15 protein-coding genes are annotated in these 20,234 nt (G+C 58.4%); 2 read left to right on the plus strand and 13 right to left on the minus strand.

The window, feature by feature from the left end; all coding sequences use genetic code 11:
• Window positions 1-8: 8 nt before the first annotated feature.
• Window positions 9-1,361 (plus strand): aminotransferase class I/II-fold pyridoxal phosphate-dependent enzyme, encoded by a 1,353-nt coding sequence (locus I8746_RS17240; protein ID WP_054888755.1) that lies wholly within the window; start codon window positions 9-11, stop codon window positions 1,359-1,361.
• A 9-nt stretch (window positions 1,362-1,370) separates the two neighbouring features.
• On the opposite strand, the gene I8746_RS17245 is transcribed toward I8746_RS17240, so the two are convergent.
• The 9 genes from I8746_RS17245 to I8746_RS17285 all read right to left on the minus strand — a co-directional run bounded on the left by I8746_RS17245 (window position 1,371) and on the right by I8746_RS17285 (window position 12,755).
• On the minus strand, window positions 1,371-1,826 hold the full coding sequence (locus I8746_RS17245) for an REP-associated tyrosine transposase (RefSeq protein ID WP_012053364.1): 456 nt from the start codon (window positions 1,824-1,826) through the stop codon (window positions 1,371-1,373).
• A gap of 209 nt (window positions 1,827-2,035) precedes the next feature.
• Window positions 2,036-3,079, minus strand: coding sequence for a phytanoyl-CoA dioxygenase family protein (locus I8746_RS17250; RefSeq protein WP_004577660.1), 1,044 nt, complete (start codon window positions 3,077-3,079; stop codon window positions 2,036-2,038).
• Window positions 3,080-3,082: 3 nt separating this feature from the next.
• A complete protein-coding gene (locus tag I8746_RS17255) occupies window positions 3,083-5,227 on the minus strand; it encodes a capsular polysaccharide biosynthesis protein (protein ID WP_221100866.1) in 2,145 nt (714 codons plus the stop codon).
• On the minus strand, window positions 5,227-5,793 hold the full coding sequence (locus I8746_RS17260; RefSeq protein WP_012053362.1) for an N-acetyltransferase: 567 nt from the start codon (window positions 5,791-5,793) through the stop codon (window positions 5,227-5,229). Before I8746_RS17260 ends, I8746_RS17255 begins: the two co-directional genes overlap by 1 nt.
• A gap of 4 nt (window positions 5,794-5,797) precedes the next feature.
• Entirely contained in the window at window positions 5,798-7,333 is a 1,536-nt protein-coding gene (locus tag I8746_RS17265) for an LTA synthase family protein (RefSeq protein WP_221100867.1), read from the minus strand.
• A gap of 7 nt (window positions 7,334-7,340) precedes the next feature.
• The gene (locus I8746_RS17270) at window positions 7,341-8,117 is read right to left on the minus strand and encodes an SDR family oxidoreductase (protein ID WP_003252728.1); all 777 of its coding nucleotides are present in this window, start codon (window positions 8,115-8,117) and stop codon (window positions 7,341-7,343) included.
• The gene (locus I8746_RS17275) at window positions 8,114-9,433 is read right to left on the minus strand and encodes a capsule biosynthesis protein (protein WP_121162015.1); all 1,320 of its coding nucleotides are present in this window, start codon (window positions 9,431-9,433) and stop codon (window positions 8,114-8,116) included. The genes I8746_RS17270 and I8746_RS17275 overlap by 4 nt, the downstream gene beginning before the upstream one ends.
• The gene (locus tag I8746_RS17280) at window positions 9,373-11,394 is read right to left on the minus strand and encodes a capsular polysaccharide biosynthesis protein (protein ID WP_221100868.1); all 2,022 of its coding nucleotides are present in this window, start codon (window positions 11,392-11,394) and stop codon (window positions 9,373-9,375) included. Before I8746_RS17280 ends, I8746_RS17275 begins: the two co-directional genes overlap by 61 nt.
• Before the next feature lie 302 nt (window positions 11,395-11,696).
• Window positions 11,697-12,755 (minus strand): phosphotransferase family protein, encoded by a 1,059-nt coding sequence (locus I8746_RS17285; protein ID WP_221100869.1) that lies wholly within the window; start codon window positions 12,753-12,755, stop codon window positions 11,697-11,699.
• 604 nt (window positions 12,756-13,359) lie between these two features.
• Between I8746_RS17285 and I8746_RS17290 the strand changes: the two genes are divergently transcribed.
• Complete coding sequence (locus tag I8746_RS17290) at window positions 13,360-14,292, plus strand: SIS domain-containing protein (RefSeq protein WP_134697983.1); 933 nt, start codon at window positions 13,360-13,362, stop codon at window positions 14,290-14,292.
• Between the two features lie 56 nt (window positions 14,293-14,348).
• Here the strand turns inward: I8746_RS17290 and I8746_RS17295 are convergent, their stop codons facing one another.
• The 4 genes from I8746_RS17295 to kdsA form a co-directional block, all read right to left on the minus strand.
• A complete protein-coding gene (locus I8746_RS17295) occupies window positions 14,349-15,131 on the minus strand; it encodes an acyltransferase (protein ID WP_221100870.1) in 783 nt (260 codons plus the stop codon).
• Between the two features lie 220 nt (window positions 15,132-15,351).
• Window positions 15,352-16,530: a hypothetical protein gene (locus I8746_RS17300; protein WP_134697985.1), complete on the minus strand. Its 1,179-nt coding sequence runs from the start codon at window positions 16,528-16,530 to the stop codon at window positions 15,352-15,354.
• A gap of 1,336 nt (window positions 16,531-17,866) precedes the next feature.
• Window positions 17,867-19,153 carry a 3-deoxy-manno-octulosonate cytidylyltransferase gene (kdsB, locus tag I8746_RS17305; RefSeq protein WP_221100871.1) on the minus strand — a complete coding sequence of 429 codons (1,287 nt, stop codon included), beginning with the start codon at window positions 19,151-19,153 and terminating at the stop codon, window positions 17,867-17,869.
• 31 nt (window positions 19,154-19,184) lie between these two features.
• Entirely contained in the window at window positions 19,185-20,024 is an 840-nt protein-coding gene (gene kdsA / locus I8746_RS17310; protein WP_134697988.1) for a 3-deoxy-8-phosphooctulonate synthase, read from the minus strand.
• Window positions 20,025-20,234: the final 210 nt, after the last annotated feature.

Raw genomic sequence — 20,234 nt, forward strand, 5'->3', positions numbered from 1 at the left:
AGTGCCAGATGACAGCCAGAACCCCGACCGGCCTTGGTGGTGATGCCAAGCAACGCCTGATCCAGCAAGCCCTCGCCCGGCGCCGCCATGTGGCTGCCGAGGGCGAGCAGGGCGCCACCCTGGAGCAGGTACAGCAGGCTGCCCTGAAGGTGCCCGAAGCGCACTATCGCTTTGATCAGCACCCGGGGTACCAGCAACTGCGGGTAATCCAGCAAAGCGCCATGCAGCTTGGCGTGAGCAACCCGTTCTTCCGTATGCACCAGGGCACCGCCGGCGCCCAGACGCAGATTGGCGAGCGCGAGTTTCTCAACTTTGCCAGTTACAACTACCTGGGCTACTCCGGCCACCCAACCGTGGCCGAAGCGGCCAAGGCGGCGATCGACCGCTACGGCACCTCGGTGTCGGCCAGCCGCCCGGTTTCTGGCGACCGCCCGCTGCACCGCGAGCTCGAGCGCGAACTGGCCCGCCTGTACGAGGTGGACGATGCGGTGGTGATGGTCAGCGGCCACGCCACCAACGTCACCACCATCGGCTACCTGTTCGGGCCACGCGACCTGGTGGTGCATGACGAGCTGATTCACAACAGCGTGTTGCAGGGTATCCAGCTGTCGGGTGCCCGCCGTCTGAGCTTTGCCCATAACGACTGGCAGGCGCTGGACCGCTTGCTGGGCGAGCAACGCCAGCACTTCGAGCGGGTGCTGGTGGTGGTGGAAGGCATCTACAGCATGGACGGCGACTACCCCGAGCTACCCCGGTTCGTCGAGCTCAAGCATAAGCACAAGGTTTTCCTGATGGTGGATGAAGCCCATTCGCTGGGGGTGATGGGGGCGACGGGCAAAGGTATTCGTGAGCATTTTGGGTTGGCTGGCGATGACGTCGACATCTGGATGGGGACCTTGAGCAAGACCCTGGCCAGTTGCGGCGGGTACATTGCGGGCCGCACGGCACTGATCGAGCACCTGAAGTTTCTGGCGCCGGGCTTCTTGTACAGTGTTGGCATGCCGCCGGCGGTCACGGCCTCTGCGTTGGCAGCGTTGAAGCTGCTGGCTGCAGACAGCGAGCGGGTAGCGCAAGTGCAGGCGCGGGGGGAGCTGTTCCTGCGCCTGGCGCGTGAAGCAGGGTTGGACACGGCGACCAGTACCGGGTTGGCGGTGATCCCGGTGATTACCGGCAGTTCGTTCAAGGCCGGCCGTTTGTCCAGCGCCCTGTTCGAGCGTGGCATCAATGCCCAGCCGATTTTGTACCCGGCGGTGCCGGAGCATTCGGCGCGGGTGCGGTTTTTTGTGTCTTGCGAGCATACGGAAGAGCAGATCAGGCATACCGTTGCGGTGGTGGCGCAGGAGATGGCGCGGCTGGGGTGAGGGCCACGCTTACAGCCAGATGGCATCCCAGTGTGGGTATTCGCCGACATTGGGTGCCAGGCCGGCCCTGACCGGGTTGGCAATGATGTACCGAGCGGTGTTGAGCAGGTCATCATCCTTGCGCATGGCGCGATCGCGGTAGCCCGCCTGCCAGATGGGGGTGGCTGTTACACCAGCCTTGTGCAAGGCATGGCTGGACCTTGATTTGAAGCGGCGCATCAACGTGGCCAGCGTCACCTGTTTCAGTTCTATCAGCCAATGCACATGGTCGGGCATGACCACCCAGGCCAGCGTGGCGCAGCTGTTTTCCCGGTCTGCCTGGCGCAGGTGATTGACCACCAGCCTGGCCAGGTTGAAGTTGTGAAACAGGGGGCGGCGCTGGTGGGTGACTGTGGTCAGCATATACAGCCTGCCGGGGTGTGAAACCCGATGGCGGCGCAGATGGTGGGCGTGGGCGTAGTGCATGGGGTCATCCTTGAAGGCTTCGATAGTTCGAGCCAGCGTAGACGCCCTCCTGGCGCCAGCAGCGATTCAACCATTGCAGAATGTGCCCACCGACCAGGGGGGCGGTGATTGGCCAGGGATATTGGCCAGCAGGCCCGGCCCTTTCGCGGGTGAACCCGCTCCTACACGACGGCCTGCGTCCAGCCACCTGGCCGGGGACTGGGCGTGGGTCAGATATGCGGTGCCTCATACGCATTCAACTGTTCCACAAACCGCCAATGGCTCTTCTTGCCAAATCCCATCAACCGCTTCAACCGGATATCCCAACGCATGTGGTGGTTGGCAATCCATGGCAATGCAAACAGGTGCGCCCCGCGCCAGGGGATGAACGGGTTACGCCGCAGGCTGGCATAAATCTCGACGCGGTGGCTGGCCTGATGGCTTGCACAACGGGCATGGAAACCAGACGTGTCCGCCACCACCAGGGTGTTGGCTGGCACCGCAAAGCGACGGGGCGGCGGCAAGCCGAGGGCCGCCAGCTCGGGCTCGTCGATGCGGAACGAACCCTCACGGTGCATCTGCTCGCCGGAGCGCGCCGCCCCCAGGCTTTGACGGTACTCCCAGGCCAAACGCTCCGGCGTCAGGCGGTGCGACCCCGGCACATAACTGAACGGCCCTTGGTCATCCGCCACATCGTCCAGGAACAACCACGCCTTCGCCGTGGGGTGGAAGGTGTCGGCATGCAGGCGGGTCTGCGGGTCCTGGTCGGCATTGGCGGCGTCGATCACGATCGACTGCAACTGGTAGGTAATACCACCGGTATTGGACGACGCATAGGCAATCAGGTCGCGCACCCCACGGTCCGCCACAAACGCCGCACTGGCCGGGTTTTGCGCCAGCACGTCCTGGTCAAGGCTGACCCGGCGGGTAACCGCGCGGCCCTGGCGCATTTCCCAGCCGGTGCTGCGCAATGCACCCAGCTCGGCGCGCAAGGCCGCAAACTGCTCGGCAGGCAGGGCGTTTTCACGAATGAAAAAGCCGTTCTGCTCAAAATGCGCGCGCTCACCGGCATCCAGCCGCGAGGCCAGCGCATTGCGACGGTAACCAGCCATGGCCATCGCCAGCTGACGACGCTGCACATGCAGGCCCAAGGCATTGAGCCGGGCACTGCCCAGCACCGGGTTGTTCTCGAACGACTTGGCATGGGTAGCCAACTGCAGGCAATGCCAGGGGAGTGCCGCGTAACGGCCGATGTCCTTGATCGAAACAGGCATGATCTAGTCCTTTGATGGGGCCAATGGCCGGCCACAGCCGAGCATGGTCCGGGTATAGTTGAGCAACGGCGCCACTCGTCGATAGGCCACCGGCGCCGGGTGGGGCGCGCTGAGGCAGGCGAGGGCGTGCCAGGCATCGCAGGGCAGGTCTTGCTGGACGTCGGCATAGCGCGCATAGCGCAACAAGGCGCCGGCTACCAACTGGTCCAGGGTTAAACGCCGGGTGCGGCGGGGCAAGGGCTGATGGTCCTCGGTCAGGCCCCAGCCGGCATAGAACGGCGTGCCATAGGTGACCACCGGCAGCCCGCGCAGCAAGGCCTCGAAACCGGCGGTGGAACTGAGCGTATGCAGCGCATCGACCTGGCCATACAGGCTGGCGATGTCCACACCCGCCAGTACCTGATCGGCCAGCCCCACCAGCTGTGCCGGGGCGATGTGCCCGCGGCGCTTGCCGGCTTCCACGTCGGGGTGCGGCTTGTACAGAATCCAGGCATCCGGCAACCGCGCGCGCACCTGTTGCAGCAGCCGCAGGTTGCACCCGGCACCGCCACCGCTGCACAGCGCCGAGGCATCATCCTCGACCTGGCCCACCACCAGTACCCGCAGCTGGCCCGGCTGCCCCAGCAAGGCCGGGCGCACATTGCTGCGCAGGTTGAACTTGCTGGTGCCGCTGGCAACGATCTGCGCCCGCAAACGCGCCGCTTCGGCCAGGCATGGGGCGTCAAATTCGCCATGCTGCAACAGCTGCTCCAGGTCGCTGGCAGACTGCGCATCGTAATGAATGCCACCCCGGTCCAGCACCAGTGACAGCGCCGGGCTGTTGGTCGCCCCCAACCCCGTGGAGCGCAAGAAACCATCCTCGACCCGCCACACTGGCACCCCCGCCTGGCGCGCACGTTCGGCCAGGCCGGCCGGCTCGCGCGCAGCCCATACCAGCAGCCGACCCTGTTCGGCCGCTACCTGGCTTATCAGGTGCGGGCTGTCCACGCTGAAGCGCAGCTGCCCCCAACGGCTTGCGAAAAAACGCCGGATGTTGTGCTGCTTGTGCCGCTTCACGCCCAGCACCGTGGTGGGGCCGGCAAACGCAGCATCGCGGGCTTTCTTGCTGGCCAATTGGCGGGCAACGGTCAAGGCATCGGTCAACTGGCCGCTCAATGGGTCGACATAACGGCAGTAACGCACATAGGCCGCCGCCACCAGTTGCACAAGGTCTGGCCGTGCCTGCCGGCGAGCAATGGCCATGCGGTCATCGGTCAGCCCCCAGCCCGCGTAGAACGGCAGCCCGAAGCAGGTGACCGGCACGCCCTGGATCAACGCCTCCAGCCCGGCCTGGCTGGTACCCACGTACACGCGCCGGGCACGCCGGGCCAGTGACGCCCAGGCTACCGGCCGCGCCTCCAGCGTTACCCCGCGGGCCCGCGCGGCATCCAGCAGGCAACTGGGCTTTTGCCCGCCCAGGCAGTCCGGGTGAATGCGCACGCGCACGTCGGCATCCGGGTTTTCTGCCAGGGCCTCATCCAGCATTCGCACATAGTCGGCTTCGCATAGCCCGCCGCCCGGGATCGAATAATCCCCGGCAGTCTGGTCCACCACCAGCACCAGCGGTCGTTCACGGCCCAGCGGGTCGTCGTCGGGCAGGTCCTGGGCGTTGTTGTACTTGCCGATGCCGCTGCTGCGCATCAAGGCAATCAGTTCGCGGGCGCAATTGAGCTCGTATGCGCTGAGCGCCTCGGGCTGCTGCAGGATGTTTTCCAGCAGCGAAGGGCGGTCGGCCAGGTAGTGGATGCCCACCGGGTCGACCACCATGGACATTGGCGTATCGCCCTCGATGCCCAGCGAAGAAGAACGCAAAAAGCCGTCTTCCAGCGCAATGTAGGGCAGCCCCCAGCGCTGGCACAGCACCCGGGCATGGGCCGACGACTGCTTGTAGCCGATACCGGCAATGGCCTTGAGCCCCTTGGGCGCCTTGCGGCCACGGCGCCACAGCCAGAAGGGCGGGCCTTCCGGGCCGAGGAACTGCGGCAGGTGCAGGACCTTCCAGGCCACCCATTGCGACATGATGCCGACCCAGCCGGTGCCGTCTACCAGGGCATCGGGTGGCGAGTAACCTTCGGGCGGGTGGGGTACAAAGGGAGGCGTGTTGTGCATTACACGGCCCGCCACATGTTGCGCACCGGCGGGAACGGCACCCAGCGCTTGCGGCGCAGGGCAAAGCCATTATGCAGGTACAGGTGCTGCGCCCGATGATTGCTCAGCGGCACCTCCAGCTCTACCTGGGTAAAGCCCTGGCCGGCGGCGTGCGCGCAGCACGCCTGCACCAGCGCCGAGCCTACGCCGTGCTGGCGTGCGGCCTTGCTGACCCGCAGCCCGTACAGCAAGAACGGGTAGCGCCATTCGCGCAGTTCGCTCAGGCAGAACCCAATAAACCGCACCCAGCCGCTCAACAGGCCAAACTCACGCACGAACGGCCGCCAGTGCCAGGCAAACGGCCCGCGCCGGCCATGCTTGAATGCGGCAAAGCCCAGTGCCTGCTCGCCGTCGAAGGCCAGCAGCACACGGTCCCAGTGGATAGCCGACCCCAGCAAGCGATAGCGGCAGGCCGTATTGCCAATCAGGAACGCCAGCGACCCCCGCCCCTCGGTCAGCAAGCGGGCCAAGGCAGGGTCTGCGGCGCGCTCCGGCGACAGGTCCGATCCCAAAACGATACGCACCACGTTGTCAGGCTACCCCGGCACTGGCCACAGGCGTGTCCTGGCAGGTTGCCGGCGCCAGGGCATGGGCCAGCAATGTGCTGGAAAGCTGCTGCACCGGCATTGGCCTGGCCCTGCAGCCAGGCTGGCGGCGGTTGGACCACACCAGGTAGTCGGTATCACCTGCGGGCGCACCAACAGCCTGGTACACCTCGGGCAAGATCGGCACATGGTCGCCAAAGAAGCACAGCAGCGCCTCGTTCGGCTGGGCCAGCAAGGTGTCGCGCAGCATGCCCAGCATGCGGTCGGCGTTGCCGATGTGCCGCAGGTAGGGCGCCAGGTCTTGCATGCCCGGTTGCAGCGGGCGGTCGAACCAGGCCGGCAGCTCGTGCGCGGCTACGCTTTCCAGGTGCAACGGGCCATGGTTTTCCATGGTGACCGCATGGATGAACAGCGGCTGTGTGCGGCCTGGTGCCTGCAGCAGCGCGCGGATTTTGTCTGCCACGGCGCAATCACCAATGAACGGCCCGGCCTTTTGCGAAGCGTTGAACGCCTTCACATCGATGAATTCATCAAAGCCCAATGCCGGCAACACCTTGTTGCGGCCATAGAAACCACCGTCGTACGGGTGGATGCAAATGGTCCGGTACCCCTGCGCCTTGAGCCTGGAGGCGATACTGGGCAGGCCTTGGCGGGCCAGCACCCGGTACGGGTTGAAGCGGTGCACGCCCAACCGGTCGGCAGGGATGCCGGTAAGGTAGGCGAACTCGGTACGCACCGTATTAGCGCCCCAGGCTGCCACTTGCAGTTTGCCCCGGGCCAGCGCCTGGCTGGCCAACAGGTCGTACTGGTCGAGCACTTGCGGGCGCACGCCAGGCCACAGCCCACGCACATCGAAGAACGACTCGCTCTGCACCGAGACCAAGTCCGGCAGCGCCCCGGCCTGGGCCGCTGTCGGCTGCGAAGAGGCCGGCACAGCCCCAACAGCAAACGGCGAGCCCAGCCCGTCCCGGTCAACCGGCGCCCGCGCCGCCCAGAAGTACCGCCACAAGCTGGCCGCCAAGCCCCAGCCACGTACATCCTGCTCGGCATCAAAGCTCGGCTTCACAGGCCGATGCCCCAGGCGCAGCAAGCCCAGGCCCAGCGCCAACGGCAGCAACGCCTCAAGCCGCGCGCCCGCCACCTCGAAGCTCAACCCCGCCCACAGGTAAACCAGAAAGCCCACCGCCAGCAGCGCGGCCTTGCCAAAGCCAAAGAACGGCAAGTACAACCGCGGGAACTTCACTGCATCGCTGAAATACTCGAAATCTGCACACACAAACGGCTCGCGCAGCGAGTGATACTTGGCGTTGCTGACCAGCACGATCAGCAGCCACAGCAGCAACACATTCACGCCACTGAACAACGGCCGCGCCGTCAGTGCATACAATAGCCCGAAGGCCACACACCACAGCCCCGCGTGCAGCAGCCAGCAATCGGCCGGGCGACGCAGGGCAGGGCGGGGAACCAGCAGGCGCTCGACCGCGACGGTCAAGCCCAGGCCGATCAAAGCGACCGGCAACATGGAAACATCAATCACTGTACTTCAACCCACGCAGGATCATCGAAGAAAGCCACTGCGGGATAAGCCCCAGCAGCCAGGTGCCCAGGTTGAGCGGGAACGGAAAGCTGATACGCGCCTGGTTCGCCGCCAGCCCGCGCTTGATACGCCTGGCCGCTTTGTCGGCGGTCCACAGAAAAGGTTTAGGCCCGGGCATTTCGAAGCACATCTTCGACTCCACATACCCCGGCACAATCACATTCACTTTTACCCCTTCCGGCGCCAGCCAGTCGCGGATGGCCTCGCCATACACCCGGATAGCGGCCTTGCTGGCGCTGTAGGTCGGTGTGACCGGCAAGCCACGCCAGCCCGCCAGCGAGCTGAACAGGGCGATCTGCCCGTCGCCACGGCTGCGCATGGCGGGCAGGGCGGCCTCGACGGTGGCCAGGGCGGCCATCACGTTCACTTCCATCAGGGCGCGGCTGTCGTCCCAGTCTTCCGCTTCGCCATTGGCGCCCACGGCGGTGTTAAGCCCTGCGCCGACCAGCACCAGGTCGGGCTGATGCTGCTCGCTAACCCGGCGCACCATGGCCCGCAGGGCGTCCAGGTCGCGCACGTCGAGGGCTTCCAGCAGCACCTGGGCACCCAGGGCGCGGCATTGTTCGGCCATTTCGGCCAGGCGGTCCTGGCGCCGGCCTTGCAGGATCAGCGTCACCCCCGGGGCGGCGTAGGCAGGCGCCAGCGCGCCACCGATACCGCCTGTGGCGCCGGTGATGAGGATGCAGCGGGGTGAGGCATGCGAACTCATAGGTATTTTTCGATTCTTGAGGTTTTCGCCATCAGCACTTCCAGGCAGTTGGCCACGGCCATGTCCATGCCGCAGGCGGTGTAGAAGCCGCCGTTGACCTGGGTGGTGTGGATGACCGTGTTGCGGAAGCGTTGAAACAGCGTGTTGTCGGGCGCTTCGGGCTGCTGCCAGAAATCATCCAGGCCGCCCTGATGGGTTAGCCCCGGCATCGCGTAGATCGGCTCGGCCAGCGTGCAGGTAGGGCGGTGGTGCAGCAATGCAGAAGCCCCCGCGGTACTGTTGACGGTGATCATGCCGGTGATGTGCGAGAGCAGCGTAGGCATGTGCCCGCTTTCCATGAAGTCGACACGCTCGGCCACGTCGTACTTGCGCGCCAACTGCTCGGTGACCTTGCGGTAGTTGACCAGCCCAGGCGTCAACGGGTGGTTTTTCACCAGCAGGCGCGCATCGAAGGGCGCGTTGAGCGAGAACGAGTCGATCACATGCTCGATCACCTGGGTCATGTTCTGGAACGGCGAGTGGTCGCGGATTTGCGCATCGCTGTCCAGCTGCAAGGGCAGCAAAAACGTGGGGTGCCGCTCGCGGGCCACTTCGGCCACCAGCGCGTCGTCATGCACACGGGCGCGCAGCAGGCGCATGCCCTGGCGGATGAACCCGGCGTACTCCATGGCGGCGTTGAACGGGGCATGGGTGCGGTAGCGCGGGAAGCACAGCCGGTTCAGCGCGCCGCCGGCATGGTACAGCACATCGTGCGTGGCACGTGCGGCGAACGACAGCTTGAACGGGTTGCCATTCTGATAGCGCGGAATGTACTTGCCCACATCGCGGTACCACTGCGGGTCACGTGGCAAACGCGAGTTGTTGTTGACCCCGTCGCGCTCCAGCGTCACCCAATAGGGCCGAAAGTAGCCTTCCTCGAACACGTGCACGCGAATACCCGACAGCCGCGCCAGGGTCACGGCTGGGCGGTGTACCGGGCGGCAGTCGCCGAACAGCACCAGGTCGGTGATACCCAGTTGGCGGAACACCTGTGAATACCAGGCCTCCATGTCTTCCGGGGCGTGCGGGCAGGTCAGCTGCGCGCCGCCGGGGCCGTACAGGGCGTCACCGACGTTGAAGCGCACACTGTGCACCCGCTGGCCGATATCCCGCAGCCCCTTGGCAAGGCGGCTGAAGAAGGGCGAACTGACACCCTGAAGCAGCAGAAAATTGTGTGACGGGATACGCAGCAGCGGACCACGCGTCGCCCTTGCATTCAGTTGGTCGGGCGCTTCATGCCCAACAAACTGCTCAAGCGTCGTTTCAAGTCCTGCCATCGGGAGGGAGCTCCAGGCTGCGGTAAGGCGTGCCAATTTTGTAGTTCGTATAAGGTTCGTTCGGCGGTGGTGAAGCGGTTGGTCACCAGGCTTACGTAAGTGGGGTAGAGCAGCAGCGTGCCCGCTACCAACTGGTCCAGCGTCAGTTGTCGGCTGCGCCGTGCCTGCACCGGTGCTTGAAGGTCCATGTCGCGGGTCAGCCCCCAGCCGGCGTAGAACGGCTGGCCATAGGTCGTCACCGGCACACCGCGTAGCAGGGCCTCGAAGCCCGACTGCGAGGTCAGCACATGCAATTCGTCGACCACTTCCAGCAATTGCTGCAGTGGCGTATCGCCGATCACTTCATCGCACCAGTGCACGGTTTGCGCTTCGTCGTCACCGCGGGCGCGCGTGCCGGCCAATACCTCTGGGTGGGGTTTGTACAACACCCACGCATCAGGGTTTTGCTCACGCACGGCGCGCAGCAGTTGCAGGTTGCTGCGGATACGGTTGCCGCCAAAGCGGATGGACGCATCGCCCTCCACTTGGCCAGGCACCAGGATCACCCGTTGCGCATGCGAGGGGCGCTGCCAGCTGGCGCCGGGCAAGTTGTACTTGGTCAGCCCCGCCGCGCAGATGGCCAGGCGCAAAGCATGCGCGCGGGCCAACAACTGCGGGTCGAAGGGCTCTTCAGCCAGGATGCGCTCCAGGCGCGAAGGCCGGGTGGCGTCGTAGTAAATACCCAGGTCATCGACCACCCATGACAACGGTCGCGCCTTGCCGGCGCCCAGGCCGACCGAGCGCAGGAAGCCGTCTTCCACCCGGTTGACGGGCAGTGGGTGGGCGCTAAGGTGGGTGTCGTGCTTGCAGCCCCAGGACACCACGGGCAAGTCTTGCGCCAGCGGTTGCTCGGGCTTGACGAAGCGAATGGCCGCGCCATTGAAAAACAGGTTTGCCAGCGGTTCTTTCCAGCGGCTGAATCCCAGCATCTGTACGGTGTTTGGCAACACGCTGCGGTGCCGCCGTTGCAGGCCCAGCCAGTTGATCAGCACCTCTGGCGTACACGGCTGACCACGTTCTGGGCAGACATAGCGTGGGTAGGCCACCAGGCTGGCATGAATCAGTTGCGCCAACGGCACAGGCTTGCGGCGTGAAGGTGCCGGCAAGCGGTCGTCGGTCAGCCCCCAGCCGGCATAGAACGGCATGCCCCAGGTGTGCACCGGTACGTCCCAAAGCAGGGCATCGAAGCCCAGTTGCGACGTCATCACGAACACTGCACGCATGCGTGGCAGCAAATCGGCCGGGTGAACATTGTGGGCCAGTACCTGCACCCGCGGGTTGCCGGCCAGCGCTGCCAGGTCGAAGTGCCCGGCCTTGCGCCCGGCCACCACGTCGGGGTGCACCTTGAGCACGATGGTGCTATGCGGATAGCGGGCCAATGCCGCCTCCAGCATGGCCCGGAAGTCGCTGGCCCCTGCACCTTGCAACGAGGCATCGCCACAGGTCTGGTCGGCCACCAGCACGCAGTCGGCCGGCAGCGCTGGCAGTTCGATGCGTGCGTCGTTGTACTTCGACACCCGTTGCTGCTGCCACAGGCTACGTAGTGCCAGGGCGCGTTGGGTTTGCTCGGCGTCGAGGGGCGTGGCGATCAACTGTTCGAGGCGGGACGGCTGGGAAGCGTCGTAGTAGACGCCCACGTCATCGACGATCAGCGACAGGGGCGGCTCGTCGGCGCCCAGGCCCACGGAACGGATGAAGCCGTCTTCCAGCGTGAGAACGGGCTTGCCAGCCCTGTGCGCCTCGGCCATTGCCTTGATGGCGCTTGGCTTGCGGCCCCAGGCCATTACCCAATCAGCGAGCTCGATATCGCGCACAGCACCGCTTTGCAGCGCGAATTCGGGCAGCAAGGCAGGCAACGTACTGATGCGCTGGGCTCCTTTTGACAGGATCAGCAGGCGAGGGCGGGGCGAAGCGTCGTCCATATACGTGGAGCGGCATCCATTCAGCAAAGGGGCGGCATGGGCTTATAGCCCTGCGGGTCCGGTGGAAACAAACGAGGGCGAATCTTAATACAAATTCACATTTGTAGGCGTGCCGCTGAGCAAAAAACGCGAAAAGAAATTAGACGATATGTGCAGATGATGACCTATGGCATCAAAATGACATCTGATCCCGGCAAACTCCCCGCAACCGCGGCGTACCACCCCGCAGGGGGAACGTAACGTACGCCTGTAGGAGCGGGTTTACCCGCGAAGCTTTTTCCCCCATGGGTACAAAAGCTCATCTACCCCTGCTCCAGCATCCCCAGCAAATAGTGGTATTTCTCCAGCAATAACCCCATCCGGTCGCGCTCCTTGTACTCAGCGACCGTTTCTGGGCGCAAGCAATGGAACAGCGCCGTGAGGAGAAACACGTAGCGCAAGTTCCCTAGCGCCTGTTCCACATCGAAGCGCTCCGGCAGGGCTGCTCGGTACGCTTCGATGAACTCGGCCTGTGCTGCCAGGAATACCTTCATGTCCTTGCGCCGGAACAGGCTGCCCAGGTAGGCGCCGCCGTCAAAGCCTATGCGCCCAACCTTTACCTCGCTCCAGTCGATCAGGTGCAATTGGCCATTGTCGACGAACAGGTTTTTGCGCAGGTAATCCATATGGCTGATGCAGCGTGGGCTGCGTCGAGCCTTGGCTGCCATGCCACTGGTCACTGGTAAAAAGGCCTTGAAGCGCTCAGCCAGCCCGGCAAAGCGTTCGTCTGCAAGGCCGAGTTGCGCCAGCGCAGGAAGGCAGCGTGCAAAATTGAAGCGTGGGCGCAGCAGGAACCAAGGCCTGAAGAAGTCCATGCTCCAATACAGGGCGGCCTTGGCGAGAGGCTGCGACACTAAATAGACGTGGCTTAAGTGTTCAAGCTCGGCAATGCCTTGCGCCAGTTGCCTAGCGATCACATGCATATGGGGAGGCTTGCCGCGCACGAACTCGGTAAAGATCAAGCTTTCCCAAGGAGTCTCGATTACGCCTAGGCATTCGGGATACTGAAAATTCGTGCTTTCCGCCAACATCCCCTCGGCACGATGGAAGCGTGCCTCTTGGCTACTGATCAGCGCCACCTTGCGAATCGACTTCTCCACAATCTCGACGTGCTGTCCGGTGCAAGGGTCCAGCAAGCGATGGTGCCGCACATAATTCACGAATGACGCATTCGCACCCAAGGTCTCGGTCGTGATCTCCAGCGCCCTTCCGCGCCATTGAGGGGCAAGAGCACGAAGATGGCTTTCGAGTGAGGCACTTCGCCAGCGGTAAAGTGTTTTGCTGGCTCTGTGCTTGAGTGTGGGAGGATTCATAACATCCATGTTGGCATTGCCATAGGTTCAGATTGAAGCTGTGGAGGGGGGTATGCTGCTGCATGAGAGCCCCGCGCACAACGAAAAGTTACAACAAGATATTGATTTGGAAGGGAGGTTGGGTCGAGCACCCTGTGGACCTATCTAATTCGACACGGGAATGCGGCAGTTGTACGAGGAGTGAAAAGCTAGGTTACGAGTGAAGCCGATAGGTATCGGGGCCTTCCTTATTCAACTGTCATTGCGCCAATCGCATCGAAAAAATGTGGGATTTCACATCCGATCACTAGGTCCTCAGCGACAAAATGAGGCCAGAAATCGAGGGCTAGGCGTAATCTCAGGCGTGTCTACCTAATGCATAGGGTAATTCCTACGGTTGCAATGTCGTGGGCGCTGAGCGTAAGGAATTGCTAGGAGCGAGTAGGGGGAGGAGGGGTTTTGGTCTGATATCAATTTGCCGCTCTGAGGGCAAAACAGCGTGTGTAACCGGTATCTAGGAGACGCGCCCGCCAGTCTGATTGCCCAGAGAGTTAGGTCTTCGCGCTTTGCTTCGCGTTACAAAAACCTTAACATTCGCGCCTTCGCACATATTCAGCTGTCGTCAGGGACGAAAATGAATCACCTCAGCATCGCCAAAGAAGCCCTTATCGCCCAAGCTCAAGCCGTTACTCAGCTGGCTGATCGCCTGGACGGCGAGTTCCAGAGTGCCGTTGAATTGATCCTCGGGTGCAAAGGCCGCACCGTGGTCTGTGGTATGGGGAAGTCAGGGCTCATCGGCCAGAAAATGGTTGCCACTTTCGCGTCCACGGGTACCCCGAGTTTCTTCCTCCACCCAGCCGAAGCCTTCCACGGCGACCTGGGCATGCTCAAGCCGATTGATGTGCTGATCCTCATCAGCTACAGCGGCGAAACCGAAGAGCTGATCAAGCTGATTCCAAGCCTCAGATCGTTCGGTAACAAGATCATTGCCATGACCGGGAATGGGAAGTCTACCTTGGCCAAGCATGCTGACATCTGGCTCGACATCTCTGTTGAGCGTGAGGTCTGCCCAAACAATCTGGCACCGACCACCTCTACTCTGGCAACCATGGCCATGGGGGATGCATTGGCGGTAGCGTTGATCGAAGCTATCCAGTTCAAGCCAATGGATTTTGCTCGCTATCATCCCGGTGGCAGCCTTGGCCGCAAATTGCTGACTCGAGTGCGTGATGTCATGCATTCTCCCGCGCCTGTCGTTTCGCCGAGCACAAGTTTTCATGACTGTTTGCTTGTGATGACACGAAGCCGTTTGGGGATGACGGTGGTCATGGATGAAGATAAGTTGGTTGGGATAGTGACAGATGGTGACTTGCGTCGTGCTCTGGTTGAGGATGAAAAAATCATTCAAGCCAATGTTGAGCAGTTCATGACAGCGGACCCACATACCATTAAAGAAGATGCACAGCTTTCAGAGGCTGAAGCGTACATGCTGGATAATAAAATTCGAGCGCTGGCAGTGGTGGATGAAAGTGGTGCAGTGGTCGGAGTGGTAGAGATTTTCGACTAGTCAATAGTCAGGCGCCCGTATTCATCAAGTTAATTGGGGAACTAGGGCGCCTGGGATCACTCGGCGATGTCGGTAATAATTAAACTTGGGTTGTTGGTTTGAATGCTTTTGAGGGTCGCGTATGAGTACTTACCAATGCTTATATGTTTGGTGCTGTAGTTAGTTTTCTGCCATACACTTGTTGTTTCGTTAAGATTTTGCTTCTTAGCGTTATCTCTAATCCAAGGTTCGCCAAATGCAATGTTTGGCCTTTCCCATGCCGTGTGCTGCTTGATTACCTTGCATGGTATTCCAACGGCTGTACAGTTGTTGGGGATCGTTGCCTTTACTACTGACCTCATGCCGATAACTGAACCGGATCCAATTCTGGATCCGGATAGTATTACCGAATCCTCGGCTAGCCAAACATGTCGTCCTATAATAACATCTCTTGAGGGGTTCAGCCTGCTACCGCTCTCGACATCATATATTGCATGTGAATCTTCGGTTCTGATAATTACATGTGCGGCTATCATGCAGTCGTCCCCGATGAGGGCGCAGGTGGCTTCTGCGGTGTATATAGCACACGCAGTCGTGCACGTTACCTCGGAGCCAATTATAACTGTGCAGTTCCAGCCAATACGTATTTTTCCGCAATAGTTCCCATTGGCTCCAATTGTGCAAGAGCCTGAGTCTGATGGGAATGATATGAGCGTATTCTTTATACCGCTCGAGTTCTCAATGAATAGGGTATTGTTCTTTCCTTTAAATTCAACGTAAACCTTATGCAATCCTGGCGGGGAAAATATTCGATTACCCATGTCATCTTCATAGTTCCCGCTAACAAGTATTTCTGTCATTAAGGCGGTTTCCTGGGGCTATTGATGAATTAGTAAGCGCAGTTCGGCTCGGTGCGATGTTTGAACTAAATTTTTCCTCCTGTCTGATTGTTTTTGCTGGGGTGAATGGGTATGCGAGCCCTGGCATGACGTTACAGGGCCCTTGTGTCGATCAATTCGTAACTCTCTGCCACTATTTATAATCAGTGTCAATTGGCTGTTAGGGTGAGCACAAAGGGCCTTAGTTAGGGCTTTGTGTTGCCGCTAATTTTAGCTTAAGCGTCTCAATCTCGTTTTTTAGTTCATCGATATGAGTTTGCGTATAGAGATATCGGTTTTCGATTAGTGAATGGCAGGCCTTGATGTAGGGTCTTATATCGGGAGCGACTTCAGATGAGATATCAATTTGAGTTTTTTCGTACTCTGCGGCAGGTAGCTGGATTGGTGTTCCATCTCTAACTAATAGACCAGAAAATCCAAATGGTACGCAATTGGCTGCTGCGTTATATTTGCTCATGCGCGATAGGTCGGTGGGAGGACGATTATCAAAGGCGGTTTCTATTTTTGTCGTCGCGGATATTTTGATTGGAGCGGCGAACTCCCAAACTGAATATAGTTTGGAGAAGCACTTCGTAGTGATGACGCTATCAGTAGTGATTCTAAATTGGGAGTAGCTGTCGCACCAGGCAGAAAGTGCGACTATCTCCTTTCCGATCGACCACTCCGGTAGGTTATATGATTTGTTGAGTGGTAGTATCTGCTCGTTGAAAGCTGAGTTCTTTTTTTCTATGCAGAATTCTTTGTCTAGTGCAGGTGCCGAGATAACCGAGTAATTTGGGCCCGGATTATTAATTGGTGTCAAGGAGCACGGGTGCGCCGATGCATGCCTTGCAATATTTTGGCCGAGGATGTGAAGATAACCTTCGTTTAAATGCCTTGGGTGAGGGATGAGGTTGTAGATGTCGGCCTCTGGTAAATCACGCGCAATCCACGATAAATCGATAACCTTGTAACCGTAGACAAGACAGTTTGAGTAATGGATATTGTTGATTGCCTCCATTACTGACTGAGACTCAATGTGACGTGCTCTAAAATTGGCGGGAAGTATAATAACGTAAACGTTTCTGTTGAGTTCGCTGAGCGTGCGATAGTACTCGTTAATCTCACTTTCAAGGGTGCTTATAGATAAGGGCTGCATACAAGCAAAGTGAGAGTCATTGACGTTAGACTCAGTCACGACAAAATCAGAGTTTTTAATCGCATCCCTATTTCTCACGGTCTCGTAAAGATTTTGAATGCATGTGGTGGCGCCAAGTGCAAGTCTCTTTACTTTGCAAATGCTCTCCAGTCCAGAGCCTAATCCAAACCTTAGAACCGAGTTGCTTCCTCCAAGGAGGGTGCAATTAATATTGTTATTCATTGTTGGTTATGACTACCTTAAGCTCTTAATCCAAAAATCTTTGCCGCTTGGCTCCAGACTCTAGCTTGGCTCAGTATCCTAAGCAAGGTTTCTCAGTGTCAACCATTGCAGTGGATGCCAGAAGCACAAGCTGCCCGGTCTTGCCAGCGTTGGCACTAATGCCGCGATTTGCCTTGATCTACAGAGGAGCTCGGGACTGAGATCGCGCTCGGTAGAGGGTTGAGGTCCACGTTGACAAAGTATGAATTCCGCTGCGTGGGAGGGGCTCAATGTGAGCTTGAAGCTCAGCGGTCAGTCGGGTTTCGGCCTTGAAATTGATAGTGACCAGAATAATTAGAACTAGTTAAATTTGAGGCGGGGTTGAGCATTGGGTTCGCTGCGTCATGGTATTGGGCATTGGCCTTATGCTTCGATCGGTCCCCCATTATTTCCAACTATCACAAGATGGAGGCTCAGTTTGCCGTGGTATCTCCGGCGAGTAATTCCACAGCAGCAATATTTCGTAGTCTATTATCAACTACGCATGTGACAGTCACTCCAGTAGGCTACGCAGTTCGGTATAGGACTTTTGTCCATTGAACCCGTCGGTCTTTACCAGGCAGTATGCCTGCGCGCCGGGGTTAGCGACCTCGGAGGTTTCGCTGAACAGCCAAGCCTTGCGTCGGTTGACGAGCGGCTTTATCGCTTGTTTCGCAGGCTTATTGTCGATTGGCAAAATTAGGTCGCTTTCCGGTTCGTTGAATAGCATCAGTGCGGAGTGTTGGGGTCGAATATTTGCTCGGATATAAGCCCGAGCAAGCGGACTTGCAGCAGGTTGATTTGATATTTCAGGTAGAAGATATGAACTTCATAGACTTCCAGTATTTCGTCTTTTCTCGCCTGATGAGGTGATGTTTCCAGCAAAAGCTTCTTGATTAGAGCGGGGGCGTAGGAGCGGTTCTACGTCAAGAAAGTCATTGCCCGTATCCTTCGCTCAAACGCCTAAAGTCGGAGCGTTTCAATAAATATTCAGAACTTTCCAGCGAAGCCAGCGTACTGAGTCCTTAGGAAAAAATGATATCTCCAAACTCTATTTATCTGCGTATGAAAAAGTACTTTGGGTGCGGATTAAGTTTTTTGGAGGCGTCGCGTGACATTCTGTTGATGAGTTGCATTGATGCGAGCTAGATTGTTTTTATTGGGTTGTAGTTGATATTTTATAAAGAGTTAATTTTGGTTGGGGATGATTTTGTATACTCAGAGGGATCAGTAGAAAGTGTCGACACATAATGGCTGGGCTAGAGTCGCCATTATGTGTCGAAATGGCTATATTGGAAGCATCGACGCTTTCGTAAACCTATTGCGCCATTTTAGCCATAACTCGGGAATATCCGGTGGATGTGCTCAGGACATCTTCCTTCCCTTGAGCATAGAGAATGGCATCGGCGACCTCTCGAAATGCGCCAGTGCCACCAGCTGAATTTAGTGTGAAAGTGGCTGCATTGCTAACATAGCTAGGGGCATCGGCTACAGCAAAAGAAATACCACACGCTGCAAAAGCCGGAAGATCAATGCTGTCATCACCAATGCAGGCCGTATGTATTTTTTCTACATTTGCATCTGCCATGAGTTGTTCGCAAGCAATGAGTTTGTCCTTTACTCCAAACTGAAAAAGGCTGATGCCAAGGTCAGAAACTCGTTTGCGCAAAGTGGCGGAGTCACGTCCGGAAAGCACTGCGACCCGTACGCCATTTTCTTCCAGTAAGCGCATGCCCATACCGTCACGAACATGGAATCGCTTAAGGCATTCACCATTGGCGTCATAATAAATACCGCCATCAGTAAGTACGCCATCGACGTCGGTGATTACCAATTTAATATCTGCTAATGTAGGCTTAGCGGGGGCCGGTTTACCGCTGATAATGGCTCTGACTTGTTCTAGGCATTCCGGGGTATCTACGCCCGGCCCCGTGGCTTCAACCTGGAATGCGCGAATGCAATATCCGGCGGCAAGCAGTCGTAATTGCTCAAGCTTCTCAGCACTCTCAATCACAGGTTGCGGAAGGCTTTTGTACTCAGCCAGAACTTTCCGGCGATAGGCGTAGACCCCAACATGTTTGAGATAGGTTGCTGCCTCGCTTTCCCGCGGGAACGGAATGGGCGAACGGCTAAAGTAAAGAGCGTTGCCATTGGTAGCCAGAACTACCTTCACCGTATTCGGATTACTGGCTTCTGCAGAGTCAATTGTATGGCACAGTGTGCCAATACTCACGCTTTTGTCCGCTAGCATACCCTCTGCTAGCTTTTCAATATCCGTGGGGCGAACCAGCGGTTCGTCACCTTGTAGATTGATATATATATCAGCATCAATCTCGGCCATTACTTCCGACAAGCGATCTGTGCCAGATGGATGGTTAGGTGAGGTCATTACACAGTTACCACCAAAACTGCGTACGGCCTGTGCAATACGCTCGTCATCAGTGGCGACGACTACGATTTGTGCATTAGGCACTAACAAAGCACGTTCATATACGTGCTGTATCATAGGTTTGCCAGCGATCTCTGCTAATGGCTTACCCGGAAGGCGAGTAGATCCATAGCGAGCCGGGATCACGATTGCGATCCGTTGTTCAGAGTTTGCCATGTTCACAATCCTTGCTTCGATTGGCTTGGCCTCAGGCGATGGTTAGTGGTGCGAACGACTTCACCAAATCATCCAGCGATTTGATTTGTTCCAAGAATGGCTCCAGTTTATCCAGTGGCAGTGCACTTGGGCCGTCGCACTTGGCGAGGTCTGGATTTGGGTGCGCCTCAAGGAACAGCCCGGCTAGACCCACTGCCATGCCTGCTCGAGCCAGATCAACAACTTGTTCACGACGGCCGCCGGACGCTGCACCGGATGGGTCGCGGTTTTGAAGTGCATGGGTCACATCAAAGATAATAGGTAGATCCTCACATGTGCGCTTCATTACTCCAAAGCCAAGCATGTCTACAACTAGGTTGTCGTAGCCCATGCAGGATCCGCGATCACAGAGAATTAGCTGATCATTACCAGCTTCCTTAAATTTGTGAACGATATTTTGCATCTGAGATGGGCTCAGGAACTGAGGTTTTTTGATGTTTACTGGTTTGCCAGTCTTTGCCAAGGCTACAACAAGATCAGTTTGGCGTGCGAGAAAGGCCGGAAGTTGTAAAACATCGACAACTTCTGCTACTGGCGCGGCCTGGTAGATTTCATGGACGTCAGTAATAACTGGAACGCCAAACTCAGCTTTCACTTTTTCAAAGATTCGAAGGCCTTCTTCCATGCCTGGGCCTCGGTACGAGTGAATTGAAGATCGATTTGCTTTGTCAAAGCTTGCTTTGAAAACATAAGGAATGCCCAGCTTCTCGGTGACCCGAACATACTCGGCACAGGCGGTCAAAGCGAGGTCTTCGGACTCAAGGACATTGATACCGCCGAAAAGTACGAAGGGGCTAGAATTGGAGCATTGAATGTTTTGGGTGATTTTCAATTTGAGTTCTCTCGTGGTGTTTTTACTAGTTGATTGCGTGTGGTGAAAGGGCGAAAACTCTATCGCCAGTGCTCGCAAGTGATTTAATTTTCTTGTCGGCTAATGGCCTTGGGCTCGATTATATGCGCTATGATAATGTATCAACATATTTTGCCGGCCTTGTTTCTCGGGCGATAATGCACATATTGGCTGATTAAGTTTTCGTTCCAG

The organism is Pseudomonas sp. USTB-Z, assembly GCF_019691255.1.
Classification (GTDB): domain Bacteria; phylum Pseudomonadota; class Gammaproteobacteria; order Pseudomonadales; family Pseudomonadaceae; genus Aquipseudomonas; species Aquipseudomonas alloputida.